At 66.7% G+C, this 17,279-nt stretch carries 16 protein-coding genes; 8 read left to right on the top strand and 8 right to left on the bottom strand.

Annotated features, from left to right (window positions below; translation table 11 throughout):
• Positions 1 to 19 precede the first annotated feature (19 nt).
• Both F3087_RS26465 and F3087_RS26460 read left to right on the top strand, forming a co-directional pair.
• A complete protein-coding gene (locus tag F3087_RS26465; protein ID WP_150404717.1) occupies positions 20 to 715 on the top strand; it encodes a hypothetical protein in 696 nt (231 codons plus the stop codon).
• 58 nt (positions 716 to 773) lie between these two features.
• Positions 774 to 1,142: a hypothetical protein gene (locus F3087_RS26460; protein ID WP_150404716.1), complete on the top strand. Its 369-nt coding sequence runs from the start codon at positions 774 to 776 to the stop codon at positions 1,140 to 1,142.
• 7 nt (positions 1,143 to 1,149) lie between these two features.
• Here the strand turns inward: F3087_RS26460 and F3087_RS26455 are convergent, their stop codons facing one another.
• Together F3087_RS26455 and F3087_RS26450 are read right to left on the bottom strand one after the other, a co-directional pair.
• Positions 1,150 to 1,638: a carboxymuconolactone decarboxylase family protein gene (locus F3087_RS26455; protein ID WP_150404715.1), complete on the bottom strand. Its 489-nt coding sequence runs from the start codon at positions 1,636 to 1,638 to the stop codon at positions 1,150 to 1,152.
• Positions 1,635 to 2,714: an NAD(P)H-dependent amine dehydrogenase family protein gene (locus tag F3087_RS26450; RefSeq protein ID WP_150404714.1), complete on the bottom strand. Its 1,080-nt coding sequence runs from the start codon at positions 2,712 to 2,714 to the stop codon at positions 1,635 to 1,637. Before F3087_RS26450 ends, F3087_RS26455 begins: the two co-directional genes overlap by 4 nt.
• A 599-nt stretch (positions 2,715 to 3,313) precedes the next feature.
• Between F3087_RS26450 and F3087_RS26445 the strand changes: the two genes are divergently transcribed.
• The 3 genes from F3087_RS26445 (at position 3,314) to F3087_RS26435 (ending at position 7,775) form a co-directional block, all read left to right on the top strand.
• Positions 3,314 to 3,565, top strand: coding sequence for a hypothetical protein (locus F3087_RS26445; RefSeq protein ID WP_223885349.1), 252 nt, complete (start codon positions 3,314 to 3,316; stop codon positions 3,563 to 3,565).
• Positions 3,565 to 5,820 (top strand): serine/threonine-protein kinase, encoded by a 2,256-nt coding sequence (locus F3087_RS26440; RefSeq protein ID WP_150404712.1) that lies wholly within the window; start codon positions 3,565 to 3,567, stop codon positions 5,818 to 5,820. Before F3087_RS26445 ends, F3087_RS26440 begins: the two co-directional genes overlap by 1 nt.
• A 92-nt stretch (positions 5,821 to 5,912) precedes the next feature.
• Positions 5,913 to 7,775 (top strand): tetratricopeptide repeat protein, encoded by a 1,863-nt coding sequence (locus F3087_RS26435; protein WP_150404711.1) that lies wholly within the window; start codon positions 5,913 to 5,915, stop codon positions 7,773 to 7,775.
• Here the strand turns inward: F3087_RS26435 and F3087_RS26430 are convergent.
• Complete coding sequence (locus F3087_RS26430; protein WP_150404710.1) at positions 7,754 to 8,326, bottom strand: NADAR family protein; 573 nt, start codon at positions 8,324 to 8,326, stop codon at positions 7,754 to 7,756. The two genes, F3087_RS26435 and F3087_RS26430, sit on opposite strands and share 22 nt — an antisense overlap.
• 85 nt (positions 8,327 to 8,411) lie before the next feature.
• Between F3087_RS26430 and F3087_RS26425 the strand changes: the two genes are divergently transcribed.
• The 3 genes from F3087_RS26425 to F3087_RS26415 all read left to right on the top strand — a co-directional run bounded on the left by F3087_RS26425 (position 8,412) and on the right by F3087_RS26415 (position 11,478).
• Positions 8,412 to 9,143: a tyrosine-protein phosphatase gene (locus F3087_RS26425; RefSeq protein ID WP_150404709.1), complete on the top strand. Its 732-nt coding sequence runs from the start codon at positions 8,412 to 8,414 to the stop codon at positions 9,141 to 9,143.
• A gap of 299 nt (positions 9,144 to 9,442) precedes the next feature.
• Positions 9,443 to 10,315 carry a 23S ribosomal RNA methyltransferase Erm gene (erm, locus tag F3087_RS26420; RefSeq protein ID WP_150404708.1) on the top strand — a complete coding sequence of 291 codons (873 nt, stop codon included), beginning with the start codon at positions 9,443 to 9,445 and terminating at the stop codon, positions 10,313 to 10,315.
• Complete coding sequence (locus F3087_RS26415) at positions 10,312 to 11,478, top strand: lactate 2-monooxygenase (protein WP_150404707.1); 1,167 nt, start codon at positions 10,312 to 10,314, stop codon at positions 11,476 to 11,478. The genes erm and F3087_RS26415 overlap by 4 nt, the downstream gene beginning before the upstream one ends.
• Before the next feature lie 26 nt (positions 11,479 to 11,504).
• On the opposite strand, the gene F3087_RS26410 is transcribed toward F3087_RS26415, so the two are convergent.
• The 5 genes from F3087_RS26410 to ectA form a co-directional block, all read right to left on the bottom strand.
• A complete protein-coding gene (locus tag F3087_RS26410; RefSeq protein WP_223885348.1) occupies positions 11,505 to 13,556 on the bottom strand; it encodes an AMP-binding protein in 2,052 nt (683 codons plus the stop codon).
• Between the two features lie 519 nt (positions 13,557 to 14,075).
• Complete coding sequence (gene thpD, locus F3087_RS26405; RefSeq protein WP_150404706.1) at positions 14,076 to 14,981, bottom strand: ectoine hydroxylase; 906 nt, start codon at positions 14,979 to 14,981, stop codon at positions 14,076 to 14,078.
• Between the two features lie 6 nt (positions 14,982 to 14,987).
• Positions 14,988 to 15,386, bottom strand: coding sequence for an ectoine synthase (locus F3087_RS26400; protein WP_150404705.1), 399 nt, complete (start codon positions 15,384 to 15,386; stop codon positions 14,988 to 14,990).
• Positions 15,383 to 16,660, bottom strand: coding sequence for a diaminobutyrate--2-oxoglutarate transaminase (gene ectB / locus F3087_RS26395; RefSeq protein ID WP_150404704.1), 1,278 nt, complete (start codon positions 16,658 to 16,660; stop codon positions 15,383 to 15,385). Before ectB ends, F3087_RS26400 begins: the two co-directional genes overlap by 4 nt.
• The gene (gene ectA, locus F3087_RS26390) at positions 16,657 to 17,259 is read right to left on the bottom strand and encodes a diaminobutyrate acetyltransferase (RefSeq protein ID WP_150404703.1); all 603 of its coding nucleotides are present in this window, start codon (positions 17,257 to 17,259) and stop codon (positions 16,657 to 16,659) included. Before ectA ends, ectB begins: the two co-directional genes overlap by 4 nt.
• Positions 17,260 to 17,279: the final 20 nt, after the last annotated feature.

Below are 17,279 nucleotides of genomic sequence, written 5' to 3'. Positions count from 1 at the left end.
GGTCGCTAGGTTCGTCATCATGGAAAGGATCGACCTGGAGGACAATCCGGCCCGCGGCCGGATTGTGTTTCCGGGAAACCCGTGGCCGGCCGGACACGCGATCGAAGAGTTCGCGTGGACCGGGCGGATCGACGAGAACGGCAATTTATGGTTCGACTTGCACCTGCGGTCGGCCCGGTATGTTGCCGAGGGGGACGTGGAAAGTGCGGTGGCGGCCGATGATTGGTCGTCGCCGGAGGTCTGGCGGAACTACGGGAGTTGCACGCTGTCGTCCACCTACTGGGGCGAGGACGACGGCACCGGTTTTCTGGCCGCCACGCCCGGAAATCCATTTCATCTGAAAGAGTTGACACCACAACGACTAACGGCCGATCCGCTGCCGCTCATCGAGATCGATCAGCTCGAATATCTCGCCTTCAACATCTACCTGCTCGGCCACGATTCGGTGGCCGACCAGGAGGTGGTTTTCACCCGCCGCCCGGACGGCAGCCACGACATCGCCTGGCGCGGACGCATCGCGCTGACCTACGTCGACGACGCCGAATTCCGGCATCGATTCGAGGCCCGCATCGTCGCGCCGCTGGAATACATCCGCTACCCGGCCAGCCTTTCGCTGGAGGAGGCGCACGATCATCTCCAGGCCGTCGTGGACGCGCCGGAATTCTTCAGCACCGGACTGGTGGACGGCCAGCCCGCCTGGGTGCCGAACCGTTAGCCACCGGAAAGTGGTTGTCCCAGCCTCTATTTCGCGGAATCGCGCTACCGTTGGACAGATGAATTACGAGTTCGTGGTGCTGCCGATGGGGGCCGTCGACTCGCCGGCCGAGGTACCGGCCTACCTCCGGACCCAGTACGGACAACCGGTCGACGAGCAGTTACGCCGATTCGTGGTGTCCGGGCTGCAACTGTGGAACAGCCGGGTTCCCGCGGCTTATCGGCACGCGCTGCTCAATGTCGAGGCCGCGGGGAATTCGGTCCGGGTGACCGCGGCCGACCGCGCCGATCGCCGCCGGCATCGCGGGTCGGCGGTAGACAGCGCGGCCACCGCGGTGCGCGGGCTGATCGAGGGATTGATTTCCGGTTCGGCGTATCAGCTCTACGACGCCACGAACGACACGTTGTGGCCGGAACGCACCGAATAATCGTTAGTTATGCGGCCGAATGTCCGGGCAGCACACAGACGGTATCGAGGCCGAGAACTCGATTGAGGCGGCCGAAGGCCAGCCAGGAACCGATGCTCATGCTCAGTTCCACGAGTTCGACCTGGGTGTACTCGGTGAGCATGCGGGTCAGGAACTCGTCGTCGATGCCGTGATGGTCGAGGGCATAGCGTTCGGCGTATTCGGCGGCGAGCCGGGTGCGTTCGTCGAACGCCTCGGTGAGTCGCCAGTCGGTGACGGCGTCGGCGAACTCCGCCTCCACCTTTTTACCGTCGCGTTCGGTGCGCCAATCCTGACAGAAGATGCAGCCGTTGATTTGCGCGATACGCAAACGGGCGGCCTCGAATTCGCGCAGTCCGAGGGTGCTGTGCGAATACACCGACATCGAGAACTGCGCGGCGGCCACGCCGATGCCGGGCACCATTTCGCCCCAGACGTAACCGATCGGGTCCTTGCCCTCGGGAATATCGATGATCATGGGTGTTTCCTTCCGAGTTTGCCGACTGCCGGACGCAGCGGAATATCGAGCGCGTCATAGAGTCCGGGTTCGGCGTCGGCGAGCCAATCGATCGCGCTCACCAAACGACCTACGGCCGTGGCATTTCCGCCCGCGGCCCGGTTGCCGTTCTCGTCGGAGGCCTCGATGGTGACCTCGATGCGCGGGCGACCCTCGATGATCACCCGGTGCGCGCCGTCGCCGTCGGCGGGCGCGGGCCAGTCCGGCGCGCAGGACGGATGGATGCGGGTGACGTGTTCGACGACGATGCGCGGCTCGCCCTCGACGATGCCCTGCACCTCGAACCGGACCGCGCCCTGGCCGCCGGCCACGAACTCGCCCATCGACTCGGTGGTGATCGTGGTTTCGAGCGGCTGCCGCTCGAGCGTCTCGCGGATCTCGTCGAGTTCGACGCCGAGCGCCCGGGCCATCAGGCGAATCTGCCCGCCCCACACCATGGTCGGCACCGTCGGCGCGAGCATGGGCGGTTGGTAGTCCATCGGCTGGCCCATGCCGACCAGCCAGCGGACCGAATCCGGCTGATCGTAGGTGGAGTAGTCGAAGATCTCCTGGCAGCGGATCACGTCGACGGTGCCGCCGAGGCCGCTGATCAGCAGGGGCAGCACGTCGTTGCCCCAGCCCGGGTCGACGCCGGAGACGAACAGCGAACCGCCGCCCTCGGCGATCGCGGCCAGCACGGGGTCGCGGATCTCGGGCGGGGCGTTGCGCGGGTCGTAGAGCGCGTAGAGCGCCGGCGTGACGACGATCGCGCCGGCCCGGATCGCCCTGGTTATGTCGGCGAGCGCGTCGTCGGGGCGGATATCGCCGGAGGCCGCGTACACGACCGCGCGTGGCTTCGCCGCCAGGACCGCGTCGATGTCGTCGGTCGCCGCGATGCCGACCCGGTAGTCGAGGCCGCTCAACTCCCCGGCGTCGCGCCCGACCTTGTCCGGGTTGTGCACGAGCACATTCGTGAGGGTCAGCGCCGGATGTGCCGCGACGGCCCGAATGGCCGCCCGGCCGACATTGCCGGTGCCCCACACCGCCGTGGAGATCATGCGGGGAGCGTAGCAAGCGCTTGGTCGGGTTCATGCGGTTATGAAAAAGCTGGGGTCCGGTAGCGCACATGGGAGGCAGCAGGTAGGCTTACCGGCATCTCAGGTCCGCGCGATCACTCCGCGACTGAAATCCACCCCAGAATCCCCCCGAAGTTATCTGTAACCGTCGGTTACAGATAACTCCTCTAACCGTCGGCGGCGGCCCTGCAGGGGCGACCTGCGTACCAAGTGGCGCTCACCGTCGGCGACGAGCAGGTCGCACGCTTCGACACCGGCCGACCCCGACCGGTCATCGGACGAATCTTCACGAACGCGAACCCGACTGCCGCACAACACATCACGACAATTGATCGCGCGAGTAACCAGCGCGCTTATCGCTATGCCTGAACAAATGTCCCCCAGTCCCCGAATTCGGCACCTTCCGTGCCCTGAGCGGGTTAGGTTTAGAACGCTCGGGGGCGGGCTACAAGGTGGTGTCATGCGGTACCGGGTCAGATTCCGATGGGCGAGAAGGGGTGGTGATGAGCGCGAATCCGACCGCACTCGGTTATGTGCGACGTGATATCTCGGGTCCGCAGCAAGCCTGGGATGAAACCCAGATGCGAAGCCTCGCAAAGCGACTCGGCTACGACCTGGTCACAACGATCTACTTCGACGCGGACACCGAATACCGCCTCGACCAACTCGAAACCGCCGTCAAGATCAATGACGCCGAAGCCGTGATCACCCCCACCCTCGATCACCTCGACGGCTCCGCCGACCCCCTGGTCAAATCCTGCGACGTGATCACCGTCCGTCCCGAAAACACCTACGCCCGTTGGGCATTTCCGAAAGCCCAGGCCGACGGGTAATGGCGCATCCCGCCCCGCCGGTTTCGGGGGCGACGGCTCTACCGGACCGTTCGCTCGTGAGTTCGCGCGGGAATGGCGTCGCCGAGGTGGTGGAGCGGTTCGCGGAGGCGTGGCAGTCCGCGGATGAGCCGCCGGACCTGCTGGCTTATCTGCCGGATTCGCCCGGTATTCGACGGGTGTCGTTGATCGAATTGATCAAGGTCGATCTGGCGAATCGGTGGGGCCGGGGCGCGGCGCCGAAACGGCTCGCGGAGTATGTGGCCGATCTGCCGGAACTGCGGACCTGGCCGTTGCCGCCGGATCTCATCTACGAGGAATTCCACGTTCGCCGGCGCGCGGGGAGTTCGGTCGAGGTGGCGGAGTACACCGCGGCGTATCCCGAGCAAGCCGAACAGCTTTCGGAAATGCTGGGCACCGACGATTACCACAGCACGATGATGTCGGCGGCCGAGCCGGTGAATCTGGACGATATCGAGGTCGGGCAGAAGATCGACGACTTCGATCTGATGACCGGGCTCGGCCGGGGCGCGTTCGCGCGAGTGTTCCTCGCGCGGCAACGGTCGATGCAGCGACTGGTCGCGGTGAAGATCTCCCGGGACAAGGGCACCGAGCCGCAAACGCTGGCGCAATTGGACCACGATTACATCGTCAGAGTCTTCGACCAGCGAGTATTGGAAAGCCGGAAACTGCGGCTGCTCTACATGCAATACGTGCCGGGCGGGACGTTGTTCACCGTGCTCGAACGAGTCCGCGGGACACCACCGGACCGGCGCGACGGGAACCTATTACTCGACGTCATCGACACGGTACTGGCGGACAAAGGCGAGATCCGCCCGAGCGAATCACCGCTGCGCGCCGAACTGGCCCGGCTGTCCTGGCCGGAAACCATCGCCTGGCTCGGCCGGCGACTGGCCGAGGCCCTCGACTACGCGGGCAACGCCGGCGTCCTGCACCGCGACCTCAAACCGGCGAACGTATTGCTCACCGCGGACGGCATTCCCAAGCTCGCCGACTTCAATATCAGCTTCAGCGGCAATGTTTCGGGCGACAGCCCGGTCGCCTACTTCGGCGGCTCGCTGGCCTACATGTCACCCGAGCAGCTGGCCGCCGTGCATCCGGATCACGCGAGCACGGCCGCGGACCTCGACACCCGCAGCGACCTCTACGCGCTGGCCGTGGTGCTGTGGGAATTGCTCACTGGCCGAAAGCCGTTCGACGACGACTCGGTGACCGGCGGCGACCGCACCGCGCTCGACGGCATGCTGGAACGCCGCTCGGGCAGCCCGAAAGCGCTGCCGTACCAGGATCTTCCGCCCGACTGCCCGGCGGCGCTGGAACGCGCGCTGGTCCGCGCGCTCGACCCCGAACCCGACAACCGTTGGCCGCGTGGGGCAGACATGGCCCAGCAGCTGGAGGTCTGCCTCGACGCCAGGGCCCGCGACCTGGTCGACCCGCCGCCGTCGAGCCGGCGGCTGCGCGCGCGGCAGCTCATGCACCCGATCATGGCGCTGGCCATCGCGGTGCCGAACGCGCTGGCCATCTGGTACAGCTACCTGCACAACCGGACGCTGATCATCAGCAAGCTGGATGCCCCCGCGCAGCACCGGTTCGATCAGATCGCGGTGACCACCTACGGGCTGTGCTTCCTGATCGGCTTCATCGTCACCAACATCCTGCTGGCGAATCTGTGGTCGATTTCGCGCGGCCTGCGCAAGGGAAAGTCCTACGACGCCGCCACCCTGGCCCGCGCGCGCGGCGACACATTGCTGCTCGGCAAGCGAAATGTGCTGACCTGCTTCGCGCTCTGGGTCATCGCGGGGGTGGTCGTCCCGGTTTCGGTTCAGGTCTCCGGCAATCACATCCCGGCGCAGTCGTACGTGCACTTCTTCATCACGCAGATCGTGTGCGGTGCGATCGCCATGGCGTATCCGTATTTCCTGGTGAACTTCTACGCCGTGCGCTCGCTGTATCCGATGTTCCTCCGCCACGGCGGGCTCGGCGCCCAGGACGCGCACCGCCTGCAACAGCTCGACCGGCGCAGCACCTACTTTCTGGCCATTGCCGCCGCGGTCCCGCTGCTCGGTGTCGCAGGTGCGACGTTCATTCCGCCCGCGGATATTCCGGCGGTTATCGTGGCGCTGCGGGTGCTGTGCGTGGGCAGCGCGCTGGCGTTTGTCGGCGTGTACTGGCTGTTCCGCATGCTGGAGCAGGACCTGGCCGCGCTCGAACGCATTGTCGCCCGGTCCGGTCGATAGCCCGCAGGATCGCTGGGCCATTCCCGGCCGCGGCGGGTACGGTATACCGGGCCGCAACGGCAAGACGCATTCGGCGGAAAGGCGGGCATCGGATGAACGAGCCGTATTCGTCATGGGCCGCTCGGAATTCGCCCGACGACCGGCCGCTCGCCGCCCGATATCAGAGCGCGGAACCCATCGTCTTGCGGGGCAGCAAGGTCTATCCGATGTATACCGAGCAGGTCGGGCCGGAGCCGACGACGGTCACGGTGACGCTGCTCTCCGCCGCTCCCCCGGCCGGGCTGCGCGGGCTCGGAATGGGATTGTCGGTGGTCGACGGCTATGTCGGCCTGAACGGTCGTCGCCTGGCCGGGGTCGACGTGTGGTCCGACGCCCTGGTCGGCGGGATCAGTTTCGACATCATCGGCACCGCCCCGGTCACACTGGTGACGCTGACCCCCGTCTGGGTGGACGGATTCGGCGAACAGAAGTCCTGGGTCGGTAATTACGGCATCGTCATCGAGAGCGCACCGGACGGGCGAACGATCCTGTGGTGCAGCATCGGCGAGGGACCCGCCAATTTCGCCAATCTCGTGGTCGACGTGACCACCTCCCCGGCCGCAGTGCCAGCGCAGCCGCATCCCGCGCTGGATGCTCAGCACACTCATCCGCTGCGGTCGATGCCGAATCTGCCGACAAATTCGACGGGCGCGTATCCCTCGGCGACGCAGAACAACGCGCACCACCCGACCATGCAGTCGGCGCAGAACAATCCGGGCGGGAGTGCGCAGGCGAGTCCGGATGTCGCGCCGTTCGGGGCTCCGCAGCCGCCGCCGACCGGTGTTCAATCGCTGCCCGCTTCGCAGAGCGGTGGTCAACCGCCACCGTCCAGCCCCCACTCGGGCGTCCACTATGCACCACCGAACCCGCAGGCCACTGCCCAACAGCCACCGGCCAATCCTCAGGCACCACTACCGAACGCACACGCGGGTGCTCAAGCGCCACCACCGAACGCGCATGCCGGTGCCCAGCAACGACCGCTGAACCCACAGGCCGCCGCCCAGCAGCCACCCCTGAACCCACAGACAGCTGCCCAGCAGCCACCGCCCAACTCACCTGCCGCCCAACAGCCGAACGCACCGGCCGCTGCCCAACAGCCGAACTCACCCAACGGCATCCAGCAGCCACCCCTGAACCAACACTCCGCTGCCCATCAGCCGAACTCACGCGACGGCGTCCAGCAGGCTCCCCTGAACCCGCACACCGGTGTCCAACAGCCGAACTCCCATCCGGGCGCTCAACAGCCGAACGCATCAGCTGCCCATCAGTCGAGCTCACGCAACGGCATCCAGCAGCCGCCCGTGAACCAGCACTCCGCTGCCCAACAGCGGAACTCTCTTCCGGGCGGTCAACAGCTTCCCTCGACCCAGCAGGCAACTGCGCCACAGCACCCCCATTCGGGCGTTCATCAACCACCCCCGAGCCCGCACGCGGGAGCTCGCCAGCCGCAGGAAAGCCCGCACGTCGGCACACATCCACCGACCCCGCACCTCGGCTCCGACGCCCAATACGGTCCCGGCGTCCAGTCCGCCCCCACCCGCCCCATGCAGACCAAGCCGGCGACCGAGGAAGAACCGCCCTCGGACACCAGCTACCGCACCGCCCTCTACGACCTGGGCGTAGCCATGTACGGCCGCGGCGAGGAAGACCAAGCCTGCGGCCTGTGGGCTCAGGCCGCCGACGCCGGCCATGCGGGCGCCGCCTACGACCTCGGCGTCGTCCGCTTCCGCCGCGGCGACCTGGACGACGCCGAACGCTGGTGGCGCACCGCGGCCGATCGCCGCGAACCCCGCGCCATGGCCGGCCTCGCCGAACTGCTGGACCGCCAAGGCAATTACGCCGAGGCCCGGGTCTGGCGCGCGTGCGCCGACGAGGAACGCGTCACGAAATCCGATCAGTCGGTCAGCTCCGGCTGACCGCCGCGCAGTTCGGCGCGCGCCTGCATCAACGCGAATCCCAGCAGGTTCAGTCCCGGCCACTGCGCCGGATCCTCGGCCAGCGGATCGTCGGCCGCCAGCCCGATCCCCCAGATCCGGTCCACCGGACTGGCTTCCACCAGCACCCGGTCGCCGGTGCCGAGCAGGTATTCGGTCAACTCCGCGTGCTGGCCGAACTTCGCGACATTCCCCCGCACCACCACGTCGTACCGGTGCGCACTCCACAGCTTGCCGTCGAAGCCGCGGACCTCCCGCCCGAGGGCCTTGGCCGCCTTCGGTGTGCGCGCCGCCAGCACCCGCTCGGCATTGTCCGTATCGCCGAAAAGCCGCGCCTTGCCCCACATCATGTAGTGCTCGGCCGAGGCGAACTCGACCCCGTCGATGACGAACGGCGCGGGCCACCACTGGCTCAGGCAGCTGGCCCCGATCCGTCCGCTTCGCTCCGGTTGGTGTCCCCAGAACAGCAGATAGTCCACTTTCTCGCCCGCGGTTGTCACCGTGACCAGGTCGCCTACCGAACGCAGGTTCATGATCAAAGTGTGCCCTATGGCCGGGCGGGCCCGCCTACCAAGTATCGGTGAGCCGCGTTGGGGGCGGCCGACATAGGGTCGAGTCGTGAACAGACATATCGGATTCGAACGGCTGCACAACTTCCGCGACCTGGGTGGGTACCCGGCCGCGGACGGACAGGTTGTGCGCTGGGGACGTCTGTTCCGCTCCGATTCGCTGAGCAAGCTGCGTGACGAAGATCTGCGGCACTTCCTGGACCTGGGCGTCACGACCGTCATCGATCTGCGCTATCCCTGGGAGATCGACTCGAAAGGCCGAGTGCCGCATTACGATTCGCTCGACTATCACAATCTCAGCATCGAACATCGGCCCTACGATCAGGCGGCGCTCGGTCCGGACATCGAGACCGGCCCCTACCTCGCCGAACGGTTCCTCGAGGTCGCCTACGACGGCGTCGAGGAAATCCGCGAAGCCCTCCAGGTGATCGCCGCCGCGGACGGACCGACCGTCTTCCACTGCGCGTCCGGCAAGGACCGCACCGGCCTGATCGCCGCCCTCGTCCTGACCTTGCTCGGCGTCTCCGACCAGCAGATCGTCGAGGACTTCACCCTCACCGAGCTGGCCACCGAACGGCTCGTCGCGGACTGGCGGGCCGCCTACCCGGACAAGGAACTGACCTGGCCCGGCTACGGACGCGCACCCGCCGAGGTGATGCGGCTGTTCCTCGACGGCTTGGCCGTCGATCACGGCTCGATGCACGGATACGCGACGAACCTGCTCGGCGTCGACGACGACCTGATCGCGGCCCTGCGCCGGAGCCTGCTCGAACCGGTCTAGTACCAACGCAATTCGCTGGTTCACGGACGCAAATAAATCGGTCGCGGCCGACGGGACCGGCACGCTATCTTGCGGGCATGGGCAGTTTGGAGATGAACGGAGTGTGCGCGGCCGGCGCGTACTACCTGCGGCTGCGCACGGAGGCCTGGGCTCTGCCGGCGCACCGTTGCACTCCGATGTCCCGACTGATCTGATCGGGACCTGCACCGGCGGTCGATGACCGCCGGGTTTTCCGTGCCCTGGCATGGGTCCGGGCGAATCACTTTCCCTGATTCGACCACTCCGTTCGGAGGACCCCCATGTCCCGCCATCGTTCGCTGCCGCGTGCCCGCGATACCCGCGTAAGCACCCGAAAGCGCCTGTCCCAGAACTTCCTCACCGACGCCGCCGCCGCCCGGCTGATCGTGCGCTCCGCCGGCATCACCGCCGATGACCTCGTACTGGAGATCGGCCCAGGCGACGGCATGCTGACGAGACAACTACTCGCCGCGGCCGGACGCGTACGCGCCTACGAGAAAGACGCCCACTACGCCGAACGCCTGCGCAGGCGGTATGCCGCCAATGATCGAATAAGTCTGTACAACAAAGACTTCCGGTCCGTCCGCGAACCGGACGAGCCGTTCGCAGTGGTAGCCAACGTCCCCTTCGCGGTTACGACCGACTTGGTCCGCTGGTGCCTGGCCGCCCGCCACCTCACCTCAGCCACCCTGCTCACCCAATTAGAGTTCGCCCGCAAGCATTCCGGCGACTACGGCCGCTGGACCAAACTCACCATCACCCATTGGCCAACCACCGCAATGGAATTGGGCCCCCGCATCGACCGCGGCAACTTCCACCCCATCCCCCGCGTCGACACCGCCATCCTCCGCCTCCACCGCCGCCCGAACCCCCTCCTACCCGCCTCGGCCCTGACCGACTACCGCCAACTCGTCGAACTCGGCTTCTCCGGCATGGGCGGCTCCCTCGCCAACTCCTTACGCCACCACTTCCCCGCCCGCACCGTCCGAGCAGCCTGCACCGCCGCGGGCATCGCGCCGGACGAACCGGTCGGGCTCATCGACCCGGAACGGTGGATTGTCCTCTACAGGTCACTGAGAACCCCGGCCAACTCACTCCGCTACAGAAATGTATCGGATACATTCATGTATCAAACGAGGAAGGGAGCGCCGTGACCGGGAACTTCGGTGACTACCAGTACGAGATCTACTTTCAGGGTCTTGGCGGGGTTCAGCCCAACCTGCCGATGACCTTCTCGGAGCTGGAGGCGAAGGCGCAGGCCGCGCTGCCGCCGGGGATCTGGTCGTATGTCGCGGGCGGGGCCGGCGACGAGCTGACCCAGCGCACCAACGCGACGGCGTTCGAGAAGCTCGGGCTGATCCCGCGCATGCTGCGCGCCACGAAAGAACGCGATCTGTCGATCGATCTGTTCGGCCTGAAGCTGCCGTCGCCGATCTTCATGGCCCCGGTCGGCGTGATCGGGCTGTGCGCGCAGGACGGGCACGGCGACCTCGCCACCGCCAAGGCCGCGGCGCGCACGGGCGTCCCGATGGTCGCCTCCACGCTGACGGTCGACCCGCTCGAGGACGTCGCCGCCCAGTTCGGCGACACCCCGGGCATGTTCCAGCTCTACACCCCGACCGACCGCGACCTGGCCCAGAGCCTGGTCAGCCGGGCCGAGGCCGCCGGGTTCAAAGCCATTGTGGTGACGCTGGATACGTGGGTACCCGGCTGGCGCCCGCGCGACCTGAGCACCTCGAACTTCCCGCAGCTGCGCGGCCACTGCCTGGCCAACTACTTCAGCGACCCGGTCTTTCGCGCGATGCTCGCGAAGACCCCCGAGGAGGACCCGAAAACCGCGATCCTGACCTGGATTGCGCAGTTCGGCAACCCGATCACCTGGGACGACCTGGACTGGCTGCGCTCGCTGACCGATCTGCCCGTGGTACTCAAGGGAATCTGTCATCCGGACGACGCCCGCCGGGCCAAGGACGCCGGCGTGGACGGCATCTACTGCTCCAATCACGGTGGCAGGCAAGCCAATGGCGGCATCCCCGCGATCGAGCACCTGCCCGGCGTGGTGGCCGCCGCGGACGGCCTGCCGGTGCTGTTCGACTCCGGAATCCGTTCCGGCGCAGACATTGTCAAGGCCCTGGCGCTCGGCGCGACCGCCGTCGGCATCGGCCGCCCGTACTGCTACGGGCTGGCCCTCGGCGGCGCCGACGGCATCGCGCACGTACTGCGCGCGCTGCTCGCCGAGGCGGACCTGCTGATGGCGGTGGACGGCTACCCGACGATCGCCGATCTCACCCCGGAGACGATCCGCCGGTCGAGCTGACCCGGCAGCCGAGCTGGGCCGACGGCTCAGCTCGGCTGAATCAGCGTGCGCTTCAGGATCTTTCCGGTCGCGTTGCGCGGCAGCGCCTCCAGGAACGTCACGTCGCGCGGCACCGAGAACCGGCTGAGCCGATGCCGGATGTAGTTGCAGACCATGTCGCGATCGAGCCCGAACCCTTCGCGGGTCACCACGAACGCGGCGAGGCGCTGCCCGTACTCCTTGTCCGGCACGCCGACCACCGCGACCTCGCTGACCTGCGGCAGATGCGACAACGCCTCCTCCACCGGACGCGGGAAGACGTTCTCACCACCGGAGATGATCATCTCGTCGTCCCGGCCGGCCACGAACAGCAGCCCGTCCGCGTCGAGGTAACCCAGATCGCCGGTGTCGAGCATGCCGCCCCATTCGGTGGGCGGCTTGGCATCGGTGTAACCGTCGAACAGCATGTGGTTCAGCACGAAGATCCGTCCGGTGACCCCGCGCGGTACCGGACGCAGATCCTTGTCCAGCACAGCGAGTTTCGTGCCGAGCGGCGGCCGCCCCGCGGTGGTCGGCGCCGCGCGCAGATCGGCCGGATCGGCGATGGTCGCCCAGGACACCTCGGTCGAACCGTAGACGTTGTAGAGCACGTCACCGAAGCTGTCCATGAACTTCAACACCGTCGGACCGGCAAGCGGCGCACCGCAACTCGCGACCACCCGCAGGCTCGACGTGTCGTAGCGATCCCGGATGTGCGCGGGCAGATCCAGGATCCGGTTCACCATCACCGGCACCACGATCAGCGAGGTGACGCGATGCTCCTCGATCAACCGCAGGCAGTCCTCGGCGTCGAACCGTTCCGGCAGCACCACACTCGCCCGGATCGGCGTGCTGATCTGCAACGCCGCCAGTCCCCAGGTATGGAACAGCGGCGCGGGGATGAGCATGGTCTCGTCCATCCGCAACGGAATCCGCGACAGCAGTGCGGCGACGGTGCCGAATCCCTTGGGCTGCGGGCGTTGTGCGCTCTTGGGCGTGCCGCTGGTGCCGGACGTCAGCACGATCAGCCGGCCCGGATGCGACGGCCGGGAGAAGGTCGGCGCGTCGAGCGCGATCAGGTCGTCCACTGTGTTGCGGTCGAACCGGGATTCCCGGCCGGTCGCGAACCGCGGCACCTCGGCCGGGATGTATTTGGTCGACGCGTCGTATTCGTCGTCGAGGAAGACCGCGGACAGCCCGTGCCGATCGGCGACGTCCTCGATCTGCCGCGCCGACAGCCCGGTGTTGAGCAGCACCGTGTCCACGCCGAGTTTGCCGGTGGCAACCATGCATTCGACCATTGCCACGCGATTGCGTGAGAGTAGCCCGATTTTGTCCCGCGCGCCGATGCCGAGCAAGGTCAGCGCCGACGCGAGTTTGTGTGTGCGATCGTGCATTTGACCGAACGTGTAAGCGGACACGTCGTCCACCACGGCGAGCCGATTCGGCGAGTGCCCCGCGGCGGCCGCGTAACCGCCGGCCAGGGTGAATCCCCACTTGGCCAGCCCGCCCATCTGTTTGAGCGCGCGGTCCGGCCGGTAGGTGCGCACGACACCGGTCGTCACCATTTGCATCAGCGTACCGACCTGCTGTTTCGCCCCGGACTCCTCGCCGTTGACCAGCACCGACGTCGGGGCGCCGAGGATGGCGTCGACGATGCGGTCCAATCCGGCCATTGTCCAGTCGATGACGTCCGCGTTGTCCTGCTCGGCGATCCACGGATGGATCCGCGCGGCACCGAAGAAGGTGATGGTGACCCGGGTCTGCTCCTCCTCGCCGCGTAGCCGTACCGCGGCGAAACTGCCCAGCCCAGGGCACTGTAGCTCGAAGGTTTCCAGCTCCTTGCCGACGACTAGCCGTAGTGCGGGCACGGTGAGCTCGTTGCCGTCGTGGCGCGCCCGGATCAGCAGCACGGGATGGGTGTCCGAGGTTTCCGCGCGTTCACAACCGCCGATCCCGCGGAACATCCGGGTGTAGGTCTGCGGGTCCAGGAAAAAGTCCCACAGTGCTTTTCGTGCGGCCGCGAACTCCGCATCGATAGTGATGACGTCCGTTACCAACTGCGTGCATTCTTCCTGGGCCGACCGAGCGGTATGCGTCGGCATGGTTACGTAGTTGTACCCACCGGTAACAATTAGGTCAAGGGCTACCAGCATTGCTCGGGATTTGCCGTTAAATTGGTCAGACGCCCATGTTTGTGCACAATGCGGGCACCTGACAGCACTCTGCACAAATAGTCCGAAAAAGCCTCCGGGCCAGCCACAATCGGGTAGCGAACCGAGAAGACCACGCGCACACTGTCCGTCGGTGACTAGATCGCCCTCCGAGCGGGATCGGACGGCATCGGGCCGATGAGTGATCTTGTGGCGAACGCCAACCGCGTCGGGTTGTCCAGAACATTGCACACGCCCGAAGAACTTTTGGCGGGCCGGCCGGAACTGGGGGCGAATCGGGCCGTGTGGGGCGGCAACAGGCCGATGGCCGAGAGGATCGTACCGCCGATGCGCGCGCACCGCGCGCCGAGCGCGAAGGCGCCCTTCGGTCTCGCGAACGGACCGAGGGCGCCTTCGATGCGCGAATCAGGCAGACAGTGGCGTGAAGTCGCGGCTGCCGATGTAACCAGGGCGCGGGGCGGGCGCCGCGAACGGCTCCACCAGCGTGTTCTCCGCGCTGTTGAACACCAGGAAAATGTTCGAGCGCGGGAACGGGGTGATGTTGTTCGACGAACCGTGCATCAGATTCGAGTCGAACAGCAGCGCCGATCCGGCCCGGCCGGTGAACTGGCTGATGCCGTAGGTGTTCGCCAGCGTGGTGATGTCGTCCTGGGTCGGCACGCCGATCTCCTGCTCCTGCAACGACTCCCGGTAATGCTCGGCGGGCGTGCTGCCCAGGCAGGGCACGAACGTCCGGTGCGAGCCCGGCATCACCATCAGGCTGCCGTTGATCGGGTAGTTGTCGGTGAGCGCGATGGAGAGGCTGACCGCGCGCGGCGCGGGCATGCCGTCCTCGGCGTGCCAGGTCTCGAAATCCGAGTGCCAGTAGAAACCGGTGCCGCGGAAACCGGGCATGTAGTTCACCCGGCTCTGGTGGATATAGACCTCGGATCCGAGGATCTGCCTGGCCAGCCCGGCGACCCGGGACTCCCGGGTCAGGTCCGCGATGGCCGCGCTGAGGCGGTGCACCTCGAAGACCGAACGCACGCGCTTCGACGACTTCTCCACGATCACTCGCTCGTCGTCGCGCAACGACGGATCGCCGGCCAGCCGGCCGATCTCGGCGGAGAAATCGGCCACCTCGGTGGGCGTGAGCAGATCGTCGACGCTGGCGAAACCGTCGGTGTCGAAGTTCACCAGCGCCGGGGTCTCGACCCGGCCCCACACCGTAGGATCCTTGCGATCCAGATGTGTGCCGGGCGTGCTCAGCCGAGTCGGGTAGCGATCGGCCGAGCCGGTTTCGGGTCGAGTTTCCGTGTGCAGCAAAACCATCCTGTTCTATCCCCCGATCGTCGCGGCCACCAACGGGTACGCGCCGCTACTGTCGTGGACCTCCTGCCCGGTGACCGGCGGATTGAACACGCACATCATCCGCATCTTGGTGCGGGCCTCCAGGCGGTGCCGTTCGTGTTCGTCCAGCAGATACATCGAACCCGGCTCGAGCACGTAGGTGACGTTGTTGTCGAGATCGGTGAGGCTGCCCGTTCCCTCGATCAGCCAGACCGCTTCCACATGGTACCGATAATGGAACTCGTGTGTGGTGCCCGCGTCGATGGTCGTCTCGTGGAACGAGAAGCCCACGCCGTCGCCGCCGAGGATGATGCGCTTGCTGCGCCAGCCCTCGCCTGCCACATCGCGTTCGGTGCCGGTGATCTCTTCGGTGCTGCGTACGATCATGCGATCGCTCCCATTCCACTGCACACGGTGTCCACGGCACCGGTGAGGATGCCGAGCCCGTGGTCGAGTTCCTGATCGGTAATTGTCAACGGCGGCAACAACTTCACCACCTCGTCGGTGGAACCGGAGGTCTCCACCAGCAGGCCGCGCTCGAAGGCGACCTGGCAGACCTTGCTCGCCTGCGAAGCGTCGTCGAACACCGCGCCCTGCACCAGGCCGCGACCGCGGGTCGACAGGCCGGGGATGTTATCGGCGAGCTCGCCGAGCGTCCGCGCGACCCGCTCACCCTTGGCCAGCGTCGAGGCCTGCAACGTGCCGTCGGACCAGTAGTGCCGCAACGCGACCGACGCCGTGACGAAGGCCGGGTTGTTGCCGCGGAAGGTGCCGTTGTGCTCACCCGGCGACCACTGGTCGAGCTCGGACTTGAACAGCACCAGCGCCATCGGCAGGCCGTAGCCGCCGATCGACTTGGACAGCGTGACGATGTCCGGGGTGATGCCGGCCAGCTCGAAGGAGAAGAACGGACCCGTACGGCCGCAACCCATCTGGACGTCGTCGACGATCAGCAGGATCTCCCGCGCCTCGCACAGCCCGGCCAGATGCCGAAGCCATTCGGCCCGAGCGACATTCACGCCACCCTCGCCCTGCACCGTCTCGACGATCACCGCGGCCGGGCGGTCGAAGCCCGACGACGTGTCGTCCAAAACCTTTTCCATCCACTGGAAGTCGGCCGTGGTGCCGTCGAAGTAGCCGTCGTAGGGCATGTGCGCCGCGTGCACCAGCGGCACACCCGCGCCGGCCCGCTTGGCCGCGTTGCCGGTGACCGACAGCGCGCCGAGGGTCATGCCGTGGAAGGCATTGGTGAAGCTGACGATGGTCTCCCGGCCGGTGATCTTGCGGGCCAGCTTGAGCGCGGCCTCGACCGCGTTGGCGCCCGTCGGGCCGGGGAACTGCACCTTGTAGTCCAGGCCGCGGGGCGTGAACAGGGTGTCGCGCAGGGTGGTCAGCAGCTCACGCTTGGCCGTGGTCGACATGTCCAGTCCGTGCGTGATGCCGTCGCCCGCAAGGTAATCCAGCAGCGGCTGCTTGAGCACGTCGTTGTTGTGGCCGTAGTTCAGCGCACCCGCGCCGGCGAAGAAGTCGAGGAAGTCGTTGCCGTCTTCGTCGCGTAACCAGGCGCCCTTGGCCTTGCTGAACACGGTCGGCCAATTGCGGCAGTAGCCGCGGACGTTCGATTCCAGACTTTCGAAAATGCTCGTGTCGGCGTTGATCATCGGTGGTCCTCCTGCGTTGTGCGAGCGTTCGGTGCGATGAGATAGAGATCCTCGGGCGCGTGGCTGTCCGGGAAGACACCCGCGTCGAACAAGGGGCGCTTGGTGATTCGGGCGTCGCGACGCCGAGCCACCGAGCTGAACAAGGCAATGGATGCGGCGTTGTCCGGCGAGATCGTCGTCTCCAGCTGGGAAACGCCTTGGGCGGCAACATTGTCGAGCAAGGTGTGCAGCAGCCGTGCACCGATTCCCTTGCCCTTCTGCGCTCGATCGACGGCCACCTGCCAGACGAACACGGTGTCCGGTGCCTGCGGCCGGATGAAGCCGATCACGTAACCGACCACCCGGCCCTGCGATTCGGCGACCACCGAGGTGGCGGCGAAGTCGCGGCACCACAGCACGTAGGCGTAGCTCGAATTGGTGTCGAGCACGGCCGAGTCTTTCGCGATCCGCCACAGCTGGGCGCCGTCGGCGACGCGGGGCGCGCGCAAGGTCACGGCGGGCCCGGGTTGCGTGGTGGTCTGGGTGGAGCCAAGTGCGGCTGCGGCCTGTACGACGCGAGATCGTTCGATCTCCGCGGTGTTCAACGTTGGCAGTGGCATACAACTCCCGTCGGTAGTAC

The sequence above is a fragment of the Nocardia colli genome, from assembly GCF_008704205.1.
GTDB lineage: Bacteria > Actinomycetota > Actinomycetes > Mycobacteriales > Mycobacteriaceae > Nocardia > Nocardia colli.
The sequence above is the reverse complement of the archived record's forward strand: the minus strand, read 5'-3'. Positions and strand labels throughout refer to the sequence as shown.

Bases quoted from the DNA above. Each gene is read 5' to 3' on its own strand.
- F3087_RS26440 (WP_150404712.1), top strand. From the start codon at position 3,565: ATGGCGCATCCCGCCCCGCCGGTTTCGGGGGCGACGGCTCTACCGGAC.
- F3087_RS26445 (WP_223885349.1), top strand. From the start codon at position 3,314: ATGCGAAGCCTCGCAAAGCGACTCGGCTACGACCTGGTCACAACGATC.
- F3087_RS26435 (WP_150404711.1), top strand. From the start codon at position 5,913: ATGAACGAGCCGTATTCGTCATGGGCCGCTCGGAATTCGCCCGACGAC.
- F3087_RS26400 (WP_150404705.1), bottom strand. From the start codon at position 15,386: ATGATCGTACGCAGCACCGAAGAGATCACCGGCACCGAACGCGATGTG.
- F3087_RS26455 (WP_150404715.1), bottom strand. From the start codon at position 1,638: ATGATCATCGATATTCCCGAGGGCAAGGACCCGATCGGTTACGTCTGG.
- thpD (WP_150404706.1), bottom strand. From the start codon at position 14,981: ATGGTTTTGCTGCACACGGAAACTCGACCCGAAACCGGCTCGGCCGAT.
- F3087_RS26465 (WP_150404717.1), top strand. From the start codon at position 20: ATGGAAAGGATCGACCTGGAGGACAATCCGGCCCGCGGCCGGATTGTG.
- ectB (WP_150404704.1), bottom strand. From the start codon at position 16,660: ATGATCAACGCCGACACGAGCATTTTCGAAAGTCTGGAATCGAACGTC.
- F3087_RS26460 (WP_150404716.1), top strand. From the start codon at position 774: ATGAATTACGAGTTCGTGGTGCTGCCGATGGGGGCCGTCGACTCGCCG.
- erm (WP_150404708.1), top strand. From the start codon at position 9,443: ATGTCCCGCCATCGTTCGCTGCCGCGTGCCCGCGATACCCGCGTAAGC.
- F3087_RS26430 (WP_150404710.1), bottom strand. From the start codon at position 8,326: ATGAACCTGCGTTCGGTAGGCGACCTGGTCACGGTGACAACCGCGGGC.
- F3087_RS26450 (WP_150404714.1), bottom strand. From the start codon at position 2,714: ATGATCTCCACGGCGGTGTGGGGCACCGGCAATGTCGGCCGGGCGGCC.
- ectA (WP_150404703.1), bottom strand. From the start codon at position 17,259: ATGCCACTGCCAACGTTGAACACCGCGGAGATCGAACGATCTCGCGTC.